Annotated in this window: 15 protein-coding genes; 4 read left to right on the top strand and 11 right to left on the bottom strand. The window is 64.6% G+C overall.

Translation table 11 applies throughout. From position 1 onward, the window contains the following. Positions 1-81 precede the first annotated feature (81 nt). From HMPREF1022_RS12285 to HMPREF1022_RS12300, 4 genes are all read right to left on the bottom strand, one after another. Positions 82-3,447 (bottom strand): UvrD-helicase domain-containing protein, encoded by a 3,366-nt coding sequence (locus HMPREF1022_RS12285; protein ID WP_009303359.1) that lies wholly within the window; start codon positions 3,445-3,447, stop codon positions 82-84. Positions 3,448-3,455: 8 nt separating this feature from the next. After that, positions 3,456-4,268 (bottom strand): methyltransferase, encoded by an 813-nt coding sequence (locus HMPREF1022_RS12290; RefSeq protein ID WP_009303360.1) that lies wholly within the window; start codon positions 4,266-4,268, stop codon positions 3,456-3,458. Positions 4,269-4,689: 421 nt separating this feature from the next. Then, the gene (locus HMPREF1022_RS12295) at positions 4,690-6,870 is read right to left on the bottom strand and encodes a peptidase U32 family protein (RefSeq protein ID WP_009303361.1); all 2,181 of its coding nucleotides are present in this window, start codon (positions 6,868-6,870) and stop codon (positions 4,690-4,692) included. Beyond that, on the bottom strand, positions 6,867-7,886 hold the full coding sequence (locus HMPREF1022_RS12300) for an NAD-dependent epimerase (RefSeq protein ID WP_009303362.1): 1,020 nt from the start codon (positions 7,884-7,886) through the stop codon (positions 6,867-6,869). Before HMPREF1022_RS12300 ends, HMPREF1022_RS12295 begins: the two co-directional genes overlap by 4 nt. Positions 7,887-7,999: 113 nt before the next feature. On the opposite strand from HMPREF1022_RS12300, the gene HMPREF1022_RS12305 reads away from it, so the two are divergent. Both HMPREF1022_RS12305 and HMPREF1022_RS12310 read left to right on the top strand, forming a co-directional pair. Further along, positions 8,000-8,878 carry a hypothetical protein gene (locus HMPREF1022_RS12305; protein ID WP_009303363.1) on the top strand — a complete coding sequence of 293 codons (879 nt, stop codon included), beginning with the start codon at positions 8,000-8,002 and terminating at the stop codon, positions 8,876-8,878. Between the two features lie 55 nt (positions 8,879-8,933). After that, complete coding sequence (locus tag HMPREF1022_RS12310) at positions 8,934-10,100, top strand: DUF4272 domain-containing protein (RefSeq protein WP_009303364.1); 1,167 nt, start codon at positions 8,934-8,936, stop codon at positions 10,098-10,100. A 23-nt stretch (positions 10,101-10,123) separates the two neighbouring features. Here the strand turns inward: HMPREF1022_RS12310 and HMPREF1022_RS12315 are convergent, their stop codons facing one another. The 6 genes from HMPREF1022_RS12315 to HMPREF1022_RS12340 form a co-directional block, all read right to left on the bottom strand. Next, positions 10,124-10,774 (bottom strand): precorrin-8X methylmutase, encoded by a 651-nt coding sequence (locus tag HMPREF1022_RS12315; RefSeq protein ID WP_008682965.1) that lies wholly within the window; start codon positions 10,772-10,774, stop codon positions 10,124-10,126. A 9-nt stretch (positions 10,775-10,783) separates the two neighbouring features. Next, positions 10,784-12,382, bottom strand: a complete 1,599-nt coding sequence (locus HMPREF1022_RS12320; RefSeq protein ID WP_009303365.1) for a cobyrinate a,c-diamide synthase — start codon at positions 12,380-12,382, stop codon at positions 10,784-10,786. Between the two features lie 230 nt (positions 12,383-12,612). After that, on the bottom strand, positions 12,613-12,858 hold the full coding sequence (locus HMPREF1022_RS12325) for a hypothetical protein (RefSeq protein ID WP_008682968.1): 246 nt from the start codon (positions 12,856-12,858) through the stop codon (positions 12,613-12,615). A 30-nt stretch (positions 12,859-12,888) separates the two neighbouring features. Beyond that, on the bottom strand, positions 12,889-13,941 hold the full coding sequence (mltG, locus tag HMPREF1022_RS12330; protein ID WP_009303366.1) for an endolytic transglycosylase MltG: 1,053 nt from the start codon (positions 13,939-13,941) through the stop codon (positions 12,889-12,891). Beyond that, a complete protein-coding gene (gene ruvX, locus HMPREF1022_RS12335) occupies positions 13,938-14,375 on the bottom strand; it encodes a Holliday junction resolvase RuvX (RefSeq protein ID WP_035061708.1) in 438 nt (145 codons plus the stop codon). The genes mltG and ruvX overlap by 4 nt, the downstream gene beginning before the upstream one ends. 174 nt (positions 14,376-14,549) lie before the next feature. Further along, positions 14,550-15,224: a site-2 protease family protein gene (locus tag HMPREF1022_RS12340; RefSeq protein ID WP_009303368.1), complete on the bottom strand. Its 675-nt coding sequence runs from the start codon at positions 15,222-15,224 to the stop codon at positions 14,550-14,552. 501 nt (positions 15,225-15,725) lie between these two features. Between HMPREF1022_RS12340 and HMPREF1022_RS12345 the strand changes: the two genes are divergently transcribed. After that, positions 15,726-16,394 carry a class I SAM-dependent methyltransferase gene (locus HMPREF1022_RS12345; RefSeq protein ID WP_009303369.1) on the top strand — a complete coding sequence of 223 codons (669 nt, stop codon included), beginning with the start codon at positions 15,726-15,728 and terminating at the stop codon, positions 16,392-16,394. A 468-nt stretch (positions 16,395-16,862) separates the two neighbouring features. On the opposite strand, the gene HMPREF1022_RS12350 is transcribed toward HMPREF1022_RS12345, so the two are convergent. Continuing rightward, the gene (locus HMPREF1022_RS12350) at positions 16,863-20,408 is read right to left on the bottom strand and encodes an FAD-binding and (Fe-S)-binding domain-containing protein (RefSeq protein ID WP_009303370.1); all 3,546 of its coding nucleotides are present in this window, start codon (positions 20,406-20,408) and stop codon (positions 16,863-16,865) included. Between the two features lie 982 nt (positions 20,409-21,390). Between HMPREF1022_RS12350 and HMPREF1022_RS12360 the strand changes: the two genes are divergently transcribed. Beyond that, on the top strand, positions 21,391-22,251 hold the full coding sequence (locus HMPREF1022_RS12360) for a hypothetical protein (RefSeq protein ID WP_008682983.1): 861 nt from the start codon (positions 21,391-21,393) through the stop codon (positions 22,249-22,251). The last annotated feature ends 58 nt before the right edge of the window (positions 22,252-22,309 follow it).

The following is a 22,309-nucleotide window of genomic DNA, read 5'->3' on the forward strand; positions in this document are numbered from 1 at the left end:
AGCCGTTCTCATGGATTTGAAAGCTTTTTTATTGTCTCTCTTTGGGAGGGTTAAAGCTTCCAGTGAGATGCGTTAACTGCCCTATCCCAGGAGCGAAAGATGCTCCTCTGATTTGCGCTTGTGCGGGGTCAGGGTACTCTGGCGGCAGAAATCGCGGATCTGGGCCAAAAAGGGCGACGGTGCCAGGCGTAGTTTTCTGCCGTACAGGGTGCGGCGGGCGCAATAGCTCACAAACAGCGCCCGTGCGGCGCGGGTCAGGCCCACGTAAAGCAGGCGGCGTTCTTCCGCAAGCCGGGCCTCCGGGTCCGCTTCCACGCCCGGAACGGCTGCGTCCGCGTCGTTCATAGTGTTCTCCGCCGCGTTTTCAAACAGCAGTTCACGCCGCAGGGGCAACAGGCCGCTTTCCAGGCCGGGCAGAAAGACCGCCTGAAACTCCAGGCCCTTGGAAGCGTGCAGGGTGAGAATCTGAACCTGCTCGGCTTTGGCCCGCACCAACTCCGCCTCATGCAGCCAGGCCATGCGCTGGAAAAGGGGCTGCCAGCCGCCGCATTCCTGCCAGAGGCGGCAGAGCGACCGCCACTGGCGGCTCTGGCAAAAGAGCTCCCCGGTCCAGACCTGTGCGCCCAGCCAGGTCGTCATCTCCTGCGGCTTGGGCAGATTGCCCTCGGGCCAGGGCAACGGCTCCGCCGGGGCGGCCGGGGCAGGCAGATCCGGCGGGGTGGGCAGAATATCCGCAAAACCGCAATGCCCGGCGGCCAGGGCCAGGAAGCGGGCGCAGACCGGCTCCTGCCAGAATTCCTCCTGGGCCGGAGCCGCGCAGGGGATGCCCATTTGTTCCAGGGCCGCGCGCAGGGGCGGAATCTGGGCCTTGAGGCGTACCAGCACGGCCACGTCGCCCGGCGACAGGCTGTTGTCCAGTTCTCCGGCGTCGGCGCGGTTTTGGGCTTGGTCCAACAGAGTGTGGGCCGTGGCCCCGATAAGCCGCTGCACGCGCCCGGCCAGCCAGCGGGCTTCGGCCCGCTCGTCCGGCGCGGCGAAAAGCTGCAACTGGGCCCTCAGGGGCTTGGCCGCGTGCAGATTTCCGCATCGGCCCCGGCCCTGCAGAAGATTCTGGGCCATGTCCAGTACGTCCTGGCTGGCGCGGTAGCTTTGTCCCAGCCTGTAGACCATAAGCGTCGGCCAGCAGGCCCGCAGGGAATCCTCGCTCTGGCCCGTGGCCCCACGGAAGCCGTAAATGGCCTGATCCGGGTCGCCGATGCCGAAAAATCCCCGGCCGTCCGGCGGCAGCAGGGCGCGAATCACGGTCAGCTGCACGGGTGAAAGGTCCTGCACCTCGTCCACCAGCACATGCCGCCAGGGCCCGTCCGGCCTTTGGGCCAGATTGGGCGCCTGTTCCAGCAGCCAGTCCAGCAGATCGGCGTAATCCACATAGCGGACGCCGCTCTGGGCGTTTTTGCGTTGCCGGTAGCGCGCGGCGGCCTCGTCCAGATCACTGCCTTGCGCCGGTTCCTTCCGACTTTCGCGGGCCAGATTCAGGGCGTCCCAGAGTGTGCGCAGCCGCCGGGCGGGCTGGTCCGCATTGGCCGCGCTGAACAGGCGGAAGGCCGCGTCCTCGGCCAGGAGCAGGCAGTGCGGTTCCGCTTTGCGCAATTCGCCCCAGGCCAGGCCGTGCAGGGTGTCGCATTGCGGCAGGCGGGACAAATGCGGCAGGGCCGCGCTGAGGCGTTCCCGCAGTTCCCCGGCGGCCCGGCGGGTAAAGGTCACGGCCAACAGATCCTGGGGCCGCGCGCCTTCTTCCAGCAACCGCTGCAGGCGGCCGATGAGCACGCGGGTCTTGCCCGCGCCTGGACCGGCCAGAATCAGCACCGGGCCGGGCCCCGCGTTCAGGGCCGCATTCTGCTCCTCGGAAAACAGCGTGGCGGACGCGGGTTGCTCTGCCGGTTCAGAGTGCCCCGCGTGTCCCGCGTATCCCGCAAGTCCGGTGTGCTGCGTCTCATGACCCTTGCCCGGCGCGGGCTTGGCCAGAGCCAGCAGTGGCAGGCCGTTCCCCGCGCCGCTTGCGGCAGGAACCGCGGCGGCAGCCTTACGCGGGCGTCCGGACCTGGCGGCGGAGCGTTCCAGGCCCGGCAGGCTCTGGCCGCCCCCGCGCACGTCGCGCAGTTCTTCGGGCTCGAACACGCGCACCACGCCGTATTGGCCGTCAAATCCGCCCTGGCGGATGACCTGGCCGCGCCGCATGCGGGCCACGGCCTCGCCTAGAGGCTCCCAGTGGGCGCGGATATCCGCTTCCGGCAGGTGGCAGAGGATATCCAGCTCCGGCCCCAGTTCGCGCAGCAGGCGGCTGTAACGCTCCTGCACCTTGCGCGAGCCGGAGCCCACGCCCAGAATTTCACCCACCACCTCCGGCAGGGGAATCAGGGGCTGGGCCTCGGGCTCCAGGGGCAGTTGGGCCGGAGTTTCGCGGTCGGCCAGTTCCAGCACGCGGTGCAGCACGCCCACGGTCAGGGGCTTGCCGCAGACCGGGCAGATATTGTCCAGGGCCAGGGCATCGCGCGGTTCCAGCACCACGTTGCAGGCCCGGTGCCCGTCCAGATGGTATTTGCCTTCTTCGGGATAGAATTCCATGGTGCCCAGAAAACGGCAGTCCAGGTTTTCCTGGGATTCGCGCCTGGCCGCCGCGCGCAGGGCCGTGAACATGCCCGCGTAAGAAGGCGGCCCGGCAAAAAGACTGGCCTCGCGACCCAGGTTGGCTCCGGAATGGGCGTCGGAATTGGAAATCAGGGCATAGCCGTCCAACCCGCTGATCAGGCGGTTCATGGCCGGGTCCGAGGAGAGGCCGGTTTCCAGGGCGAAAACATGCTCGGAAAGGTCGGCGAAGCAGTCCTCCAGACGATCAAAGCCGGATTTGGAGCCGAACAGGGCGAACCAGGGCGTCCAGACATGGGCGGGCACCAGCACGCCCTGCGGCACGGTTTCGAGCATGATTTCCAGCAGGTCGCGCGAATCCAGGCCCAGAATGGGCCGCCCGTCGGAATTGAGATTGCCGATCTGGGCCAGGCGTTCGGAAAGGCGGTCCGCGTCTTCCAGGCTGGGCACGAAGAGCAGGTTGTGTACCTTGCGCACCTTGCCGTGGCGTTTGTAGATGGAGCTGATCTCCGCCTGCAGGCAGAACAGCGGCTCTTTGCCGCCCTCATGGGGGCGGGGGCGCGCGCCGCCGAGAAAGTCCAGTTCCTCCGGCTCGCCCTTCAGACGGTAGAGGCCGCTGGCTTCGTCGAAAACCATCTGCTCGCGCAGCTCGGCCCGCCATTGCGGATGGGTGAAATCGCCGGTGCCCAGCACGTCGATGCCTTTGCAGCGCGCCCAGGCCGCCAGATGGCGGGGATTGAGCTGCTTGCTGGTGGCCCGGGAGAAACGCGAATGGATGTGCAGGTCCGCAATAAAATTCATGTGTAACCTCATGTTGTGGCGGTCAGCCAGGGGCAGAAAGCCAGAGCCCGCGAAGTCCAGAAAGGCACGGCCCGCGCGGCTTGGCGCGATTGTTTGCGGTGTAGGGTCAGCGGGGCTTCCAGGCGCAGCTCGGCGGCGGCGTCCTTGCGGGCCTCCACCAGCAAGCGCGTGGCCGGGCTGTGGCTGTGGGGTCGCACGGGAACGATGCGGCGCGGGCCCAGGCGGGCTTCGCCGAGCGCGGCGCAGAGCCGGGACAGGGAACGGGCCTCGAAAATGCAGAAAAAATGTCCCCGATAGGGCAGAAGCCGGGCGGCGGCGCGGCAGAAAACGCGCAGAGCGTCGGCGTCGCGCAGCGCACGCTCCCGCATGGCCGAGGGCGACATTCTGCCCCGCCCCGGCAAGCCGTAGGGCGGGTTGGCCAGCACCAGATCCGGTGCGAGCTTTCTTTCCGATTCAGGCCGTAACTCCGCAAGGTCCGTATGCAGAAAGCGCAGGCGCCGCTCCAGGCCCAGGGTAACGGCATTGCGCCGGGCAGCCGCCAGCAGGCTTTCTTCCCGCTCCAGTCCCTGGCCGCTTACTTCGGGGCAACGCAGGGCCAGGGCCAGCAGGGCCGCCCCGCAACCGCAACCCAGTTCCGCAACGGACAGGCGCAAGGTTTGGGCTGTCGCTTGGGAGAGGCGGGCGCGGCGTTCCTCGCAATGCCGGGCCGCGAAGGCCGCCAGCAAGAGCGCGTCCAGCCCGAAGCGCAGAGCCCCGCCGGGCTGCTCCAACCCGCGCGGAAAAGCGGCGCGGGCCGCGCTGATGCTTTCTTGCTCGTTCATTTTTATCGTGCTGATCCGTCGTATCCCCAATGCACATTCAAGATTTTTTGTCGCCGGTAAGGAAAGCTCCGGAGGAAGCGTCGAGTAATAGAGAATTTTTGCCGCTTCCTGGGAGCTGTTTCTAGTGTCTGATTGCAAAAATTTCGAGCATAATTATGCTCTCAATTTTCGCAGGATCGTCAGCGGAAAAACGTGGTTTTTCGCTGACTCACGGCGGCTTCACCGCCGTAAAGCCCTACGGGTTTTATGTGTCTAATTTTTCAAATTAGACACTAGAGGGTGCCGTCATGAGATGGATTTTCGTGTTATATCAAGGAGAACGAGCCTTTTATGAAAGGAGTGTACTCTTCTGGTACTCAACTGGAATAAAAGGCGAAGTTTGACGCAGAGATAACCGAAAAGACACTCATGACGACACCCTCTAAAGGAGGGAGCCGTCCCAGTTAAACAACCCCTGCCGCCGCGCCTCCGGCAGACCGGCGGGCGGATTCTCCTGAATATGGACGAAAAAGCCGTAACCCGCGGCCGTCAGCTCCTGGCGCTTGGCCGTGAGGTCCAGGGGCCAGCCGGGATAGATCCAGACATTGCCGCCGTACTGGCGAGCCCAGAAAACCTCGCCCTTGGGACTCATGAACGGCTCGTTGGCCTTGACGCCCAGCAGGCCGAAACGGCTGAGGCCCACGGGCCAGAATCCGCTGAGCACCGCGCCCAGGGGCAGGGGGCTCTGTTCCGGCAGGGCCAGCAGGTCCTCGCGGGCCAGTTCCGGGCTGACGAAAGCCCCGGTGAAACCCATGCCTGCCAGCATGCCCAGAGCGGGCGCATTGGCCGCATTGCAGAAGGGCCCGGCCAGCAGATCGGCGTCCTCGGGCAGCGCATCCGGGAAAAAGCCGCGCTGCCAGGGCGCGTTGCAGACGAAATGCCGCGCGCCGTCGCGCCAGAGGCGGGCGATCATGCGGCGCAGGCCGTCTTCCTCTTCAGGCCAGATGACGGGCGGCAGCCACCAGGCCACGCGCGGGGCCACGGTGCGCGAAATTTCCGCGCTGCGCGGCGAAAGCCAGAGAGCCAGCAGCTGATTGCGCCCGCCACGCGTTTCACGGCCCTGGGGCAGGCTGGCGCGCAGCAGCATGTCCGCCCTGGGCCTGGGCTTCACGGCCCTGGGCAGGCGGGGGGCACTGTCCACGGCCTTGCTGGGGCGGCCGGGCAGGGCGTCCAGCCGCGCCTGCCAGGACGTGAGCAAGCGCATGAGTTCAGGCTCGCGCCGGTCGATAAGAAAGACCGGCGTGCCGGCCTTGGGCGTCTTGTGCTTGGGCAGGCGCAGGATCAGGCTTCCGGCCTTGGGAATGCGCCGGGTCACGGGCAGGGTGGCGTGCCAGCGCTCGTCCTCAACGCCTATGCGCAGATAATCCTGCGGCAGCAGTTCGAAATGCGGCTTGAGCACGAGGCGGCCGTCGGGCTCCACCCGGATTTTGCCCGCCAGCAGGCCCGAACTGGTCTGGCCGTCGGGCGTGGTGGGCACGTTGTTTTTCTGGGGCAGAAAGCGCGCCCGGCTGCCGGGGCGGCCCAGGGCCATTTCCAGAATTTCCTCGGCGGTCTTGCGGGCCTTGGAGTCGCCGGGGTTGTCCCGCAGCATGCGGTAGGCCGTGACCACATGGTAGACGTAATGCGGGCCTTTTTTGCGGCCTTCGATTTTCCAGGATACCATGTGCGGGATGTCCAGCAGGGTCTTGGCCAGCACGTCCAGGGAAAGGTCCAGGCAGGAGAAAAAGCGCCCGCTGTGTTCCTTGCCGCGCGCCGGGGGGCGCATCTGGCGGGAGGGCCTGTTCTCGCGCTCGAAAGGGCGGACGTCGCGGGAGGACCGGCCGTCGCGCCCGTCGCGCGCCTTTTTCCCGTCGCGGCGGGCGGCTTCGCGCTCCTCGTTTTCCGCATTGCGGAAAAGGGCCTGGGCCGCCGCGCCGCCCTGGCGGTAGATGCGGCGGCAGGGCTGCACGCAACGGCCGCGCAGGCCGCTTTTGCCGCCCATGTAGCTGGACCAGTAGCAACGCCCGGACACACAGTAGCACAGGGCCCCGTGGATGAAGCATTCCAGGTCGAGTCCCTCGGGGCAGGCTTCGCCCATGCGCCGGATTTCGTCGATGGACAGCTCGCGCGGCAGGATGACGCGGTTCGCGCCCAGGGCTTTGGCCTGAGTCAGCGCTTCGGGATGGGTCAGATTGGCCAGGGTGGATAGAAACAGGCCGCCCTCGAACCCGGCCTGCCGGGCCAGATCCAGCATGGCCAGATCCTGGATGATCAGGCCGTCCGGGCGCACCTGACGGGCCAGGCGCGCGGCCAGGCGGTAGGCGGCGGCATTTTCGCCGGGCTTGACCAGGGTGTTCATGGCCACGTAGACACGCGCGTTTTCGGCGTGGGCCAGATCCGTGAGCCGCGACAATTCGGTAAGGCCGAAGTTTTCCGCCTGCATGCGGGCGGAAAAATGTTTCAGGCCCAGATAGACGGCGTCGGCTCCGGCGGCCAGGGCGGCCAGAAAGGAGGGCGTGTCCCCGGCCGGGGCGAGAATTTCGGGCTTGCGCGGCGTGGCGGGCTGTATGTCCTGTGTGTTCATATCTTGTAATACTCTTTGTACCAGTCCACAAAGCGGGCGATGCCCTCGCGCAGTGGGGTCACGGGGGCAAAGCCGGTGGCGGCGGTCAGGGCATCGATGTCGGCCCAGGTGGCTTCCACATCGCCGGGCTGCATGGGCAGCAGCTCCTTGCGGGCGGTCCTGCCCAGGGCCTCTTCCAGTACGGCGATGAACTCGTTGAGTTCCACAGTCTGATTATTGCCGATATTATAGATGCGCCAGGGCGCGGAACTGGAGGCCGGGTCGGGCGCGGCGGCGTCGAAGGCCGGGTCGGGCGCGGGAATCAGGGGCAGCAGGCGGACCACGCCTTCCACGATGTCGTCGATATAGGTGAAGTCGCGGCGCATGCGGCCCTCGTTGAAGACCTTGATGGCTTCGCCCCGCACAATGGCCGTGGTAAAGAGATGCAGGGCCATGTCCGGGCGGCCCCAAGGGCCGTAGACCGTGAAAAAGCGCAGGCCCGTGCAGGGCAGGCGGTAGAGGTGGCTGTAGGCATGGGCCATGAGTTCGTTGCTCTTCTTGGTGGCCGCGTACAGGCTCACCGGATGGTCCACGTTATGGTGCGCGGAATAGGGGCGGGCGGCGTTGAGGCCGTAGACCGAGGAGGAGGAGGCGAAGAGCAGATGCTCCACTCCGTTGTGGCGGCAGCCTTCCAGCAGGTTGCCGAAGCCCGCCAGATTGGAATTGACGTAGGAAGCGGGATTTTGCAGGCTGTAGCGCACTCCGGCCTGGGCCGCCAGATTGACCACGTGGCTGAAACGCCCGCGCCGGAAAAGTTCGGCCATGCCCCCGCCGTCGGCCAGGTCCAGAAGCTCGAAGCGAAAGCGGGCGGGGGCCTCGGGCAGGGCTTGCAGGGCGGCCAGCCGGTCCTTTTTCAACTGCACGTCATAGTAGTCGTTGCAATTGTCGATGCCTACCACAGTGTGCCCGTCAGCCAGCAGCCGCCGGGCCAGATGATAGCCGATGAAGCCGGCAGCGCCGGTTACCAGAACATGCATGTCGCCCCCTTTGCCTGTACGCCGTAGGGTAAGCCAGATGGCCGCCGGGGGCAAGGGCGGGGACTTGCCGGATGCGGACCGGACACGTATGCTTTGCCGCATTGAGGTATGTCATGAAGACGTCTCCCGACCATTCCTCCCGAGATTTCAGAGGGTCTTCCCAACCGGATGCCGGTGCGGAAAAGACCGCCGACGCCCAGGCCGCACCCGGCGGGACGACGCGCGGCCGCGTCCGGCCCTGGTATGCCGGAGAGCATAAGGATACGCTGTTTTATCTGCTGATCGCCGTGCTTTTCGTGGAGATGATCGTGGGCGGCGTGTCTTTTTTCTACGGCCTGGTGCATGCCGCGCCCGAGACGCCCGGCGGGCCGCCGGTGGCCCGCTTTCCCTGGCTGATCTGGGCGCTGGCCGCGGTGCTCGCGCCGGTGGCCCTTTTGCTGGTGGTGCACCTCACGGGCCGCTGGCTTTCCCATACGCTGGAAGGGGAGCAGGACGGCGCGGACAGTGCCGCGGTGCCCGAACGCCTGCAGCGTTTTTACGCCATGGTGCGCAACGCGCCCACGGTTGTGCTGTTGTTGGGCATTCTTCTGCTGGGCGCGGGGCTCTTCTTTGTGGACGGGGCTTTTTCCGCCCTGGTCCGCCTGGGCGGCGCGCTGACGGCCTATATTCCCTGGATCGTGGGCAGCGCTACGGCTCTGCTGGCCGTCTGTTTTCTGGGGCATCGCTGGTTCGTCTACCGCCAGCGCCGCATGGAGCAGGAATACGCTTTCCGCCGGGAAGTGCTGGAGCGCACCGGCATTGTGCTGGTGGACAAGGGCTGCGTGCCCTTGCACCAGAACGAGGAACAGCGGGTCATGCTGGTGGAGGCGGAAAGTGTGAAAGCTCTGCCGCCGGTGCTGGATGTGGGCGGCGCAGAACCGGGTGCGGAATCGGATGACGTCTCGGAACCGCCGGTTCCGGGCGACGCGCGGGACGGGCCGGACCAGAAGTAGCCCGGGACGTGCGCCGGGCTTTTTTTGAGAAAAACACAGCGGACCGGAGGGAAGAATGCAACAGTGCACCTTGTATATGACGCTGGCCTCCAGAGATGATTTTTTTCCTCTTCTGGCCAGGCTGCTTTCCGGCTGGTCCCTTGAAAATCGCGGTGACACGCTTATTGCCGCAAGGCGGAAGCTGCTGTCCCGGCGACACATAGCCTTTCATCTGAAGTCGCGTGATGTGGACGGCGCGTCTTTTACAGAAATGATGCAGGGCATGCATGACTTCTTCGCCGCCATTCCCACGGACAAGGAAAGTCTGAAACAATCCCTGCTGGCTCAGATCAAGGTTTTCACGCTCTGTGTAGGCGTAGTGGCGGACAAGGATATGGACGACGCCACCTTCGGGGCCGTCATGACTGTCGCGGGCGAAGGGCACGGGCTGATTTTTCTGCCCCCGGCCGATCTGTATGCCGCTGACGGCGCGACAGTCTTCAATGCCGACGGGGAGTCGGATTTCGACTCCTGGACCGTCACCGCGCCCGCAGCCCTGCTTGTTCCGCCCAAGGCCACGGCATCGGGCGAAGAGCGCAAGGAGCGGAACAACACGCGTCTGGCTGCGGAGGGCGTGCCCATCAGCGCCTCCCTGCCGCCCATTGTGGGCGATGCGGCCTATCTGCCGCGTTCCGTGGAGGAGGTGGCGCAGCGCACGCTGGGCATCCTGCTCACTTCGGTGTTTGCGGAGCTTGTTTCCAGCCGGGGCGTGGAGGCCGCGCGCGCGAGTATTGCGGATTTGCTTGAGCAGTACAGCGCCCGGGATTTTCTCAGCCCCGGGGAGCGGGCCTTCATCAGCGGCCCGGCCCCGGAGGGGAGGAGTCTCGCCGACTTCACCTGGCGCTATGAATGCGCCTGGGTCGGCCTGTGGGCTCTCGGTCTCGTGGATACGCTGGCCTACCCGGGGGCTGTCTGTGATGTCGGGGGGATGGCCGCCATGGTGCGTGGTTGCGGCGATTATCCGGGTTTTTTGCGGTCTTGCCGCCTGCGCGCGCCGTCGCAGATTCTGGACGAGGCGGACCGCATCTACCGCTATGACTGGGCCTGCGCGGATGCGCGGATCAAAGGCCGGGACGCTCCGGCCGGGCTTGATCCCGGCGTGGTCGTGGAACGGCACAGAATGTTCAACTGGCTCATCCGCTACATGGACGCCGCCTGGGATGACGTGCGTACGGACACGTAGCGTGGCGTCCCCTTTTTCCGGGATCAGGCGTTCTTCGCCAGGGCCAGTTCCGCCAGCGCGTTGACGCAGGCGGCGGCCACGGCCGAACCTCCCTTGCGGCCCAGCAAAGTGAAATGCGGCCAGGGGCTTTGCCGCAACAGTTCCTTGGACTGGGCCGCGTTCACAAATCCCACAGGCATGCCCACAACCAGGGCGGGCGCGGGCGCGCCTTGGCTCAGCGCCTCCAACAGGGCCAGCAGGGCCGTGGGCGCATTGCCGATGACCATGATCTGCCCGGCCAGCCTGTCCGCGATCATGTCGATTCCCGCGCGGGAACGCGTGACGCCCCGGCGGCGGGAGATCTCTTCCAGTCCCGGCAGGCCCATGAGCGGCGTCACCGTGACGCCCAGAGGGGTCAGGCGGCGCAGAGGCAGCCCGGCGGCGGCCATGCGCGTGTCCGTATAGACCGTGCAGCCCCGGCGCAAAGCCGCCACGCCCGCCGCAAGGCCGTCCCGGCTCAAGCGCAAATCCGCAACGATCTCCGTATCGCCCAAGGTGTGCACGCAACGCCGGGCCACCTCCCAGAGCCCGCCGCTGAAGGGACGCGGTTCGGGAATTTCCGCGTCGATAATGGCAAAGGAGCGGGCTTCAATTTCCTGCGGCGTGCAGGCCGGGTCCAGTTCTACGGTAGGCATATGTTCCTCTCAGGGCTTACCGGCTAGAATGTCGGACGCGGGCAGGGCGGCGAGCCATGCCCGCCAGAAGTTCCGCGCGCCTTCCGGGTAGAGATGCAGCCAGGAACCGGCCACACAACCCCGGCGGCAGCCTTCCGGTCCCAGGGGCGCGCCCTTGCTGTCGCTCAGCTGCCAGAGGGGCGCGCAGCCGGGCGGCAGTTCCGTTTGAGTCAGGCGGCCATAGTGAAACTCATGGCCGCGCACCCGTATGATGCCGGCCGGGATATCGACATTGGCGGGCCAGCCGGGCAAGGCCCGGGCCGCACGGTAACCCAGCGCCGCCAGCCGGTCGCCCATGCGGCAATCCAGCGGCAGCAGGCCGCTCATGGCGTGGCCTTGTCCTTCCAGACGCAGTTCGCGCATCAGGTAGATGTAGCCCCCGCATTCGCCGTAGATGGGCAGGCCTTGGGCCGCCATGTCTCGCAGGGCCGCGCGCATGGTGGTATTGGCGGCCAGCTGGGCGGCATGCAGCTCGGGGTAGCCGCCGGGAAAATAGAGCCCGCAACAGCCCGGCGGCGGCGCGGCATCACTGAGCGGCGAGAAAAAAGCCAGGTCCGCGCCCAGTTCCTGCAGCAGGGCGGGCAGATCCGCATAGCAGAAACTGAAGGCCGCGTCTCGTGCCACGCCCAGCAGAGGCCGGACTTGTCGTGCGGCAGGGCCCGCGTTTTCCCCGGCGCGGACGCGGGGCGGAAAAAAGCGGGCTGCTGCGGCCGTTGTGCCCCCAGCGGCGGAAACGGTCGATGGGGTTGTTTGGAGGGCGGTTTGGGGCCTGTTGCCCAAGGGCGCGCCCAGGCTACACAATAGCTCGTCCAGATCGCAATGCGTTTCCAGCCAGGCGGCCAGCGCGCCCCGGTCCAGGCCGGACAGGGATTCGCGCGCCTCCACCAGGCCCAGATGGCGGGATTCCAGCCTCGGCGCGCCGTCGCGCGGTAAAAGGCCCAGCAGGGGCACGCCCGTATCCGCAACCAATGGGGCCAGGGCTTGGCGTAGAATTTCCCTGTGCTTTTTGCTGCCCGCGTGGGTGCAGATCATTCCGGCAAAGGCGGGTTGTCCCGTGCCTGCGCTCCAGGCCGGGCGATGGCGCAGAAAGCCTTCCGCCAGGGCGGCCACGGACTGGCCCAGGCCGTGGGCATTGAGCACCAGCAGCACGGGCAGGCCCAGCAGGGCCGCCAACTGGGCCGTGCAGCCGGAGCCTCCAGCGCCGCCGTCGTAGAGGCCCATGGCCCCCTCCACCACCAGGATATCCGGGGCCCGGCCGTCCATTCCGGGGGCCCGCATGCGGGCAAAGATCCGGGCCAGCCCCTGGGGGATGCGGCGCAACGGCTCTCCCGCGCGGTTCGGCCGGGACGCGCGGCACATCCAGACGTCCAGGTTGGCGGCGGGCGCGCCGGTCAGCGCGGCGTGAAAGGCGGTATCGATGAAGTCCGGGCCGGTCTTGGCGGCATGGACCCGCAGGCCCCTGGCCTGCAGGGCGCAGAGCAGGGCCAGGGTGGTGACGGTTTTACCGGCGTTGCTGCCGGTTCCGCCCACGATGAGGCCGGGAACGCGGTTCGGGGCGGAGCGGATCATGCAAGAGCCTTGACTGCGGAACAGATTGCCTTTGAGAATCGACATTCTCGGAGTTGACGCTGCCTTCAGCCTGTCGTTGTTGTCGTCATCCGTAGCGCCGCTGTCCTTGCGGCAGCCGTTGGCCGAAGGCCTTGCCTTATCCGTGCGACAAAGGAGCCGTACGGATAAGGACAGCAACGCTCGCTTTGCTCGCGAACGGCTAAAGGCGCCTTGGCTTCCGGCGCGGGCGTCTACCTTCGCAGCCGCCGCCGGAGGGCCTCGGCGATAATCGCCGCATCCTCCTCGGGCCGCGCCTTGACGCCCAGCTCATTGTTGCCGCCGGAGCAGATGAAGCCGTCGGGCCCCAGTTCCAGCACGCCGCAGGAGAGTACCTGGCCGTAGGGCAACTGCTCGCGCATGTCGCCGTGGTCCACCCGGCGCGGAAAAATAAAGGGCACGGCCTGGCCGGAAAAGTCTTCCACAATAAGATAGTTCATACGGCCTCCTGGCGTTGCGTTACGCCCACCTTAACGCCCGCCGCGCCGGTTTTGCAAATACTGGCGCACGGCGCGATTGTGTTCCGTGAGTGTGGTGGAAAAAACGTGCTCGCCGCCGTCAGTCTTGGCCACAAAGTACAGAAAATCGTGGGCTTCCGGATTGACGGCCGAGGCCAGGGCCGCCGTGCCGAAGGAGCAGATGGGCCCCGGCGGCAGGCCGGGCCGCTGATAGGTATTGTAAGGGTTGTTCGGATCGTCCAGGTCTTTGCGGCGCAGATTGCCGTCAAAGGTCGGTCCCAGGCCGTAGATCACCGTAGGATCGGCCTGGAGCAGCATCTGCCGGGCCAGGCGGTTCCGGTACACCCCGGCCACACGGGGCCGCTCCGCGTCGATGGCGGTTTCCTTTTCCACCACGGAGGCCAGAATCACCCATTTTTTGAGATCGTCGGGCTTGGGCCTGGCCTTGCCGGGCCAGACGGCGGCGGTTTTGCGCCAGAAATTGTCCACCATGCGGCCCGCCACGGCGCGGGCCTGGGCCTTGAACTGCGCGTCGTCCGGCTCGTCGGTTTTTTTGAGCAGATAGGTGTCGGGCATCAGAAAACCCTCGGCCGTGGCAAAGGGAATGCCGTAATGGCGCAGAAAATCCGGGTCTGTGACCACGTCCCGGAAATCCGCGAAGCGGACCAGCCCGGCCTCTTCCAGCAGGCGGCCGGTCTGCCACCATGTCAGACCTTCGGGCACCGTGATCCGGAAAAGCACGGGCTTGCCGTTGACCAGGGCGTCCAAGACCTGCTCGGGCGTCCAGCCGCTGTTCAGGGCGAAGCGCCCGGCCTGGAGACGGTTTTCCCATTGTTTGTAGCGGGCCAGCAGGCTGAACTTGCGGGCATCGGTAACCAGGCCCTTTTCGGCCAGAGCGGCGGAAACCTGCCCCAGGCGCGCGCCGGGCGTCACGTCGAAAAAGATTTCGCGGCCCGGCATTTCGGGCGCGCTGTTCAGAAAGACCTGGGCTTCGTACCACAGCCAGCCGCAGGCCGCCAGGGCCAGCACAAACAGCAGGCCCACTATGCGCAGCATGGTTTTCATGCCGGTCTCCGTTGTTCGGGGGGCAGCGCCAGAAAAGAAGCAAGGATGCGCACCGCCGCCTGCTGGTCCAGCACAGCCTTGCGTTTGCGGGCCGTGAGCCCGGCGTCGCGCAGGTCGGACCAAGCCTCTTCGGAACTCAGCAGCTCGGGCATGTAAAAGACAGGCAGGTCCACCCGGCGTTTGAGGCGCTCGGTGACATTGCGCACCTGGCGGGTGGTCAGGCTGTCCGTGCCGTCGTCCAGCAGGGGCAGGCCCATGACCACGGCTTCTGCCTTTTCCGCGGTGATTCTGGCGGCCAGGGCCGCCAGGAAGTCCTTACGGTTCGGGTATTCCTCAAGGCGCAGGGTGACCAGGGGAAAGGCCAGCCGCCCTTCCGGGTCGGACACGGCCAGACCCGTGCGGGCCAGACCGTAATCGATGCCCACGTATTTCAAGCGCGTAATGCCCCGTTTTTCCCCGCGCCCGCGGCGGGGAGGTCTTAGAGCAATTTCACTTTGAACTTTATAAAATTTCAAAGTGAATCTGCTCCGGGAAGCCTGATTAATGAGGGGTTTTGCTCTCTGCCGAGGCAGGCGGCAACAAGGCCATTAATCAGTGTTCCCTTTGGATTACAATAAGCCCAGGAGGGACAGAAGCCCTCTGGCGCTGCCGCTGACCAGCGGCCCCAGCACGTAGCCCAGGGCTCCGGTGAACAGCAGCAGCAAAAGAATGATAAAACCGTAGCGCTCCATGCTCAGGTAGCGCCAGGCCGTTTCGCCGGGCAGAAAATAGGCCACAACCTTGCTGCCGTCCAGCGGCGGAATAGGCACCAGATTGAGCCAGCCCAGGCCGAAATTGATCACCACGCCGGCCTGGAGGGAAGACAGGGCGAAAATGTAGAAGTTGTGCTGTTGCCAGACGTCAAAGGGGAAAAAGGCCAGTACCAGGCGCAGGGTCACGCCGAAAAGCACGGCCAGCAGGAAGTTCGTCAGCGGCCCGGCCAGAGCCACCAGCATCATGTCCTTGGCGGGATGGCGGAAATAGCGCGCGTTCACGGGCACGGGCTTGGCCCAGCCGAAAACAAACGCGCCGGAAAGGCTGGTCAGGCCGAAGACCAGCAGCCCCATGGGATCAATATGCGGCAGGGGGTTCAGGGTCAGGCGGCCCATGAGGCGGGCCGTGGGGTCGCCGCAGCGTTCGGCCACCCAGCCGTGGGCCACTTCGTGCAGGATGATGCCCAGCAGCGCGGGCACCAGGGCGATGGCCAGCGTGTGGAGAGCTTGGGAAAAATCAATATTAAGCATGCTTGGCGGGTATCATGTTCGAGCCTGAATGTCGATACGGGGCCGCGAAGGCGTCGGGCGTGGCAGCCTGCCGACCGTTGCTTTGCGTTCCGACCGCGGGGGCCGTTCGCGGCATTGCCGTGATACAATGGCGGCCGTTTAGAGCCGCTCACGCACGAAATGCGCCAACCGCTTTAGGGCGTGTTGACACTACGTTCTTTCGCCCCCTGGCGTCGTCGAACTTCACCTTTTATTCCGGTCACGTACCGTAAGAGTACGCTCTCTTCATAAAAGAGTCGTTTTCCTTGCCAGCGAACAAAATTCCGGTCGTGTTAACGCGCCCTGGTTGCCGTTGCGCGCGGACGTAACGCAGTGCAATCGCCGCAGGCGTATTTTCCCCGGACGGCCTGAAACGGGAGCGAGCCGCGCCGGACATGCCCGGCATCCGGCCTGACGCTTTGCTGACGCCGCTCGCGCTACGTCTTGCACGCACAGCGTGTTCTTTTCAACCAGGAGTGAGCGATGAAGATATTTTCCTGCGCGCTTGCGGCACGGGAGCGTTTGGCGACTCTGGCCCTGAACCTGGGACGGCAGACCCTGGAAGGGATGGCCCCTTCTCTGCGCCCGGCCCTTCTGCTGGATCGCTTTGGGCGGGCGGAGGCCTTTATGGGACAGTGGGCACGCGCGCCGCGCAGCGTGGGAGCGCTTTGCCCCAGCGGCGTCCATCTGGCCCGGCACATGGCCGCCATGCTGCCGCCTGGCGACGGCCTGGTGGTGGAACTGGGCGCGGGCACCGGCGCGGTGACTCGGGCGCTGCGGGCCTGTGTGGCTCCCGAGCGCCTGCTCGTGCTGGAACGTCTGCCCGCGTTCTGCCGCGTCCTGCGGAACCGTTTTCCCGAACTGACCGTCATCCGGGGCGACGCGACGCGCTTGGCCGACTACCTGCCCGCAAACCGGCCCGTGGCTGCCGTGGTCTCCTCCTTGCCCCTGCTCAGCCTGCCCGCGCCCGTGCAACAGGCCATTGTGGAGCAGATGCGCGCGGCCACGGCCCGCAGCGGCTGCATCATCCAGTTCACCTATGCGCTCTGGGGCTGTTCGCCCCTGGTCCGCGCGGGCTGCCGCCGCGAAAAACGCGGTTTGGTCCTGCGCAACCTGCCGCCCGCCAAGGTGGAGCGCTTCCGTTCTTTCTAGGGGCTGCTTCTGACCGGAGCATTTTAATTTTGAAAGGCTCTAACGAGGCTGCGAGAGCAGTATCACGCTACGAAGCCGTAGCGCAATTTATTTGCTCTGTTGCTGCTCCCGTTAGCGAGTCTTCGAGCGTTACGGGCGAGAAGAACATAGCTGAGCGGCGGAATAATCGTGTCTTTAACTTTGGAATGCGCAGTATTTCAAAGTTAATCTGCTCCATGTTTTTTTGCCTTCCGGTTGCGTCAACCTGCATTTTTCACTCAAGTCGAGTACCGTAAGAGTACATTCCCTTCGTAAAAAGCTTGTTTTTATTGCCGGAAAGACAAAACTCCTCAATTGGGACCCCCCCCTATGCGCTCTCAATTTTAGCAATCAGACGCCAGGAAGCGCGTAACCGCAATGCGGAAATGAAAGGGGCCGGAACCGCACAGCGGTTCCGGCCCCTTTCCCACACGCGCGCATGCGTCGATGCTAGAACTCGATCACGCGGATCTCGCCGCGCGACTCGTTGGCTTTTTTGCGGAAGCTCTGCCGCCGGTCCTCGCCGTCCAGCAGCCCGGCCAGCCATTCGGCCACATGCAGCACGGGCCGCTTGTCGTGCATTTTGATCAGGCTGCGGGCAATGCCGATCTTGCAAGAGGGGCAGCCCACCACCACCGGCCCGTCATAACCGTCCGCAAAGGCTTGTCCCAGGCGGTCCTGCTTGCGCGAGCGCAGCAGATTGTAGATCTGCGGCGAGGTCATGGCGCCCATGCCCGATTCACCGCAGCAGCCGGGATTGAGGCTGACCGTCAGGCCGCTGAAGTCGCCGAGGGCTTTGACCAACTGCTTCTGGCCCTTGATTTTGTGCACGTCGGCCCATTCGCAGTGGCAGGCCCCGTGGTAGATCAGATTCTTGCCCTCGGGCGCGGCCTGTACGGCATTCTTGTCCAGCAGGGGCAGCACGAGCTGGCTCACGTCCCGCCGCAGCAGGTCCGGGAACTGCTCTTCCAGGTGCAGGCGTTCCAGGCCGTCCCGGCAGGAACCGCAGGCCGAAACCAGGTATTTGCAGTCAAAGCCCTGCTTGGCCAGATTGCGCAGCATGGCCGCCAGATACTGGCGGTTCTGGGCCAGATTGTCCTCAAAGGCCGTATCCATGCCCGCCGCCAGCAGGGGATAGCCGCAGCAGAGGTGCCGGGGCGGCACGGCCACGGCAAAGCCGGCCTTGAGCAGGAGCATGATGGAGGACAGGCCTATGCGGTCGTAGAACAGCGCGCCGCCGCAACCCGGAAAGTAGAGCACGCAGGGCATGCCGGGTTGCGGCTCCGCCGGAGCGAACACCGAGCCCCGGTGCAGCTTGAGGGCCTCGTAGAGGTTGGTATAGCCCATCTTGGGCCCGCGCCCGGAAAAGAGCGGGCTCTGCATGCGCCGCTTCCACATCTCCGGCACGAAGCCCAGGAATTTGTTCTGCATCTTCTGACCCAGGGAGGCCATCTTGGCGGCCTTGGGCACCCGGTGCGGAATGTCGCCCACCAACCATTCCAGGGCGCGTTCCTTGATGGGATGCCCGCCCGCGCCCTCGTGTTCCAGCAGGGCGCGCAGGGTCAGGGCCACCTCGCCGGAGGGGATCTTCACCGGGCAGTTGGCCATGCAGCGGCCGCAGGCCGTGCAGTGCTCCACCAGGTCGCGCAGCCATTTGAGCAGGCGCTCGTCAATGCGGCCCTTGTTGACCTGGGAGTAATAGACAGCCTCCAGCAGCATGCCCAGCACCATGTTTTTGTTGCGCGGGTGGTACTGCATGGAGCGCTCGGGATAACACATGGAGCAGACCTGCTTGCACTTGCCGCAGCGGGTGCAGATCTGGATGGCCGTGAGCAGGCTGATGAGCTTTTCCTTGTCCGGCAGGCCGCTGGCATGGATGTCGTTGATCAGGCGGTTGAAAGAAAAAGTGAAGGGCCGCACCGGCAGCTCGCGGTGCACCAGCTTGGCCGGGTTCATGACGTCGCGGGGGTCCACACGCTCCTTGAAGGCGCGCAGGGCGTCCATTTTGTCCTTGCCGAAAAAGGCGATCTTGGTGATGCCGATGCCGTGCTCGCCCGAGACTTCGCCGCCCATTTCCTGGCATTCGGCCATGACCCGGGCCGCTGTTTCCTCGGCTTCCTCCAGCATGTGGGCGTCATTGGAGTTGACCGGGATGTTCACGTGGCAGTTGCCGTCGCCCGCGTGCATGTGGCTGGCAACCACAATGCGGCTGGCCTCCATGTAGGCCCGGATTTTGGCGATCTTCTTGGCCAGGTGAGGATATTTTTCCGCCAGTTGGTCCAGAAAGGCTTCGGCCCGCGCGCCCATTTCAATGTCCGAGACATCCGCGGCCGACACGTCGCCGGACGCGGCCTTGGAGGCTTGGGAGAACTCGCGGTTGAAGTCCTTGTCCTCCATGGGGAAGCCGGGCAGGCGGCCTACTTCCTGCAAGGCGTGGCGGTAAGACGCGGCCGTGCACTCCAGGTTGAGCTGCTCCAGGAAAAGCGCGAAATCCGGAATGCGCTCCATGGGGATGACCACGTCCTCATTGAGCTTGAAGCCCGAGGTACGCTTGGCAATGGCCGACAGGCGGTGGCGGTCCTCCCAGAAGCGTTCGGCCTCCTTGTCGTCCCCGGCCACGATGATGTCCACATTCTCCTGCTGTTCCACCACGCTGACGATGTCGCCCACGCATTTGTCCAGCAGATAGGGATCGTCGCCGTCGGCCTGGAGGATGATCACAGAAATGGGCAGCCCGTCGTATTTTTCGGACTTGCGCTTGTATTCGATGGCCTGGACGTACTTGGCGTTGAATTCTTCCAGGGCCGAAAGGTGGGCGTAGTCGCCCTCCTGGCGGATGCGGTTGCGCAGGGCCACCAGCTCGCGCACCACCACGGCCGCGGGGTGCATGGAGCGGCCGAAAAATTCCAGGACCATGACCCGCTTGTGCTGCGGCTTCTTGTGGATGATGAAACAGGCTTCGGTGATGATGCCGTCCACGCCTTCCTTCTGCATGCCGGGCAGGCCGCCCAGGGCCTTGTTGGTCACGTCCTTGCCCAGACCGGGCAGGCGGATTTCGTCGCCGCGCAGATGGACCACATTGCGCACGCCGCCGCTGACGTCCTTAACCACAAAGACGGCGGTTTCGTCGGGCAGGATCTTGTGACGGGGATGGTTCTCGCGCTCCACGGTGATGATTTCGCCCGTGGGCGTGACCATGCGCCACCAGAGCAGGTTGTCCAGGGTGGTGCCGTATTCAAAGGCACTGGGGCCGCCCGCGTTTTCCGAAACGTTGCCGCCGATGGACGAGGCCTGCTTGGAGGCGGGGTCCACGGAAAAAAGCGCGCCCGCCGCGTCCACCGCGTTAATCACTTCCTGGGTGATGGCCCCGGCCCGGCAGGTGACGGTCATTTCGTCCGGATCAATGGGGCCGATGCGGGTCAGGCGGGTCAGGCTGACGATAAGGGTGCGCTTGCGCGCCGGCACGGCCCCGCCGGTCATGCCCGAGCCGCCGCCGCGCGGGATCAGCGCGAACTTCATGTCGTTGGCCAGCTTGACCAGCTCGGCCACCTGCTCGGTATTGTCCGGCTCCACCACCAGCAGGGGCAGCTCCATGCGCAGGTCCGTGGCGTCGGTGGCCGTTTCCACCAGGGCCGAGGGCTCGATGAGAATGCATTCCTCGGGCAGGACGCGGCGCAGGGCGTCGATGAGCCTGTCCCGAAATTCGGCCTCCGCCTCATAGGCGGACCAGAACATGGTGATGCCCTCGCCGATGGCCGTGGCGTAATAGTGGGCCAGGGACACGGATTCCCGCTCGAAGCTCTCGCGCACGCTGCCGCGCACGGTGTCGGCGTCGATAAAGGGATTGTAGGCCACCAGGAAAAGTTCCTCGGCGATGGCGATGGCGAGATTGCGCACGGATTCAGGCCATTCCGCGAAGTCGTCGATATTGATCTTCAGGATGCGGTTGACCACATAGTCGGGCGAAATGGAAATATGCGGACCCTTATGGGGCATGATCTCTACCTCAATGTGCTGCGGATATGCTGTCGCAAGGTATGGGGGCTCGTGGGGGAAGCCCTTTTTCTACGTTTTCTGGGCACGGATGGCAAGCCGTGAGGGAGGGCGGTTCCAGGGCAGACGCATCTAATTCCAGGCTTTGCAGGCCTTTTATTTGCCGTGATGATCCGTCAAAACCAGCCTTTTGTGTGCTGGCTGCGTCATCTGGCGCTTTTTGCTGCTCATGTACTTGAGTACGCTCTGCTCTCGATGCCCGTAAGGCTCGCCCGGCTCGCCAACGGGCACGGCCCTTTGGGCCGCCTTCCGGTCGGTTTCCGCGCAAAAAGCGCCATTTTCCTTGCCGGCACGCAAAAATCTTGCTTCAGCCGTTGCGACGAAGGAGCTTTAGCCGTAGGCGAACTTGTGAGCCGTACGGAGAAAGACAGCAACGCTAGCTACGGATGAAGACAGCAATTGGTTACGCAAAATTATATCCAAGGAAATCGCTGTCGCTATCCGTAGCGGTGCTGTCTTGATCCGTAGCAGTGCTGTCCTTATCTGTACGCCGCCCTGCGGCTACAGCTAAGGCAACACGGCTTCGCCGTGAACGGCTCAAGCAAGCCGCTGACGCGGCAACGGCCAGCGCATTTTTTTAGGATTCTCCCGGCACCAGCCATCCGCCTGCGCTTCGCTCCGGCGGAGTAAAGGTAGCTTCGCCTCTTTTTGTTCGTTCCCCGATCTATCGGGGAATAAAGGCTTTTTAGATGCGTCTGCCCTGGAGGGCGGTTCCGAGGGCGGCATCTGTCGCCCTTTGGGGAGGACGGGCTCGGGGGTTGTGGTTCGAATCCTGTCGCGTGTGTCCTGCGGGCATGGCGGTTTACGGGCTGCCGCCGAAAAGACACATTCCCGCCTTTGACATTTGCGCCCGTCCGGCTATCTTCTGCCTGTCAGTACTCCTTCCTGAATAATAACGTCGCAACGCGCGCAGTACAGAGGCTTTATGCTGATTCACAAATTCCAGCCGCTCACCGATATACTCGACTGGCTGCATCATTTCTGGGAGCGCCCGTCCACCCAGCGGCGCATCGCCCTTTTTTTGCTCTGGTTTTATCTGGCCGCCCTGGCGGGCGTGGAGCTGAAACGTCTGGGCCTGTACCCGCTCTGGCTGCCCCAGCCGCCGGAAAGCCATTTTTACGCCATCCACCTGGCCTTCACCCTGATTCTGGCCATGGAGGTCATGAGCCTGATTTTCGTGATCCCTTCGTCCCTGTCCCAGTCCATGGGCAAGCAGTTCGAGATCCTGACCCTGATCCTGCTGCGCAATGCCTTTAAGGAGCTGGCCGCCCTGCCGGAGCCGGTTTACGTCAATATCGACAATATCTGGCGGGTGGCGGAGATCGGCGTGTCCGGAGCCGGGGCGCTGTGCGTTTTTCTCTGCCTGGGCATGTACCGGCGCATCGCGCGGCGACAGCGCTTTATCCAGAATGCGGACATGCGCATGCGTTATGTCATGAGCAAAAAACTGCTGGCCCTGGCCCTGTTCGTGATCTTTTTCGCCATCGGCATGCACGACCTGGTGCTTCATTTGCAAACCGGCAAGGACCAGCATTTTTTTGAAACCATCTATACCGTGTTGATTTTCGCGGACATCGCCATGGTGCTCATCGCCCAGCGCTACATGCCCTTTTACCATGCGGTGTTCCGCAATTCGGGCTTTGTGATCGGTACCCTGCTCATGCGGCTTTCGCTATCGGCCCCGCCGCTCTGGAGCCCGGCCATCGGCCTGTTCGCCGCGCTTTTCGTCCTGGCTCTGACCTGGGGCACCAACCATTTCAGCCCCAATCTGGAACCGGAAAGCTGATCAGGCGGAAACTGAGGCCAAGATCGCTTTCGCTTCTGTCTTCACAGACACAAAAAAA

The sequence above is a fragment of the Desulfovibrio sp. 6_1_46AFAA genome (assembly GCF_000224635.1).
GTDB lineage: Bacteria > Desulfobacterota > Desulfovibrionia > Desulfovibrionales > Desulfovibrionaceae > Desulfovibrio > Desulfovibrio fairfieldensis.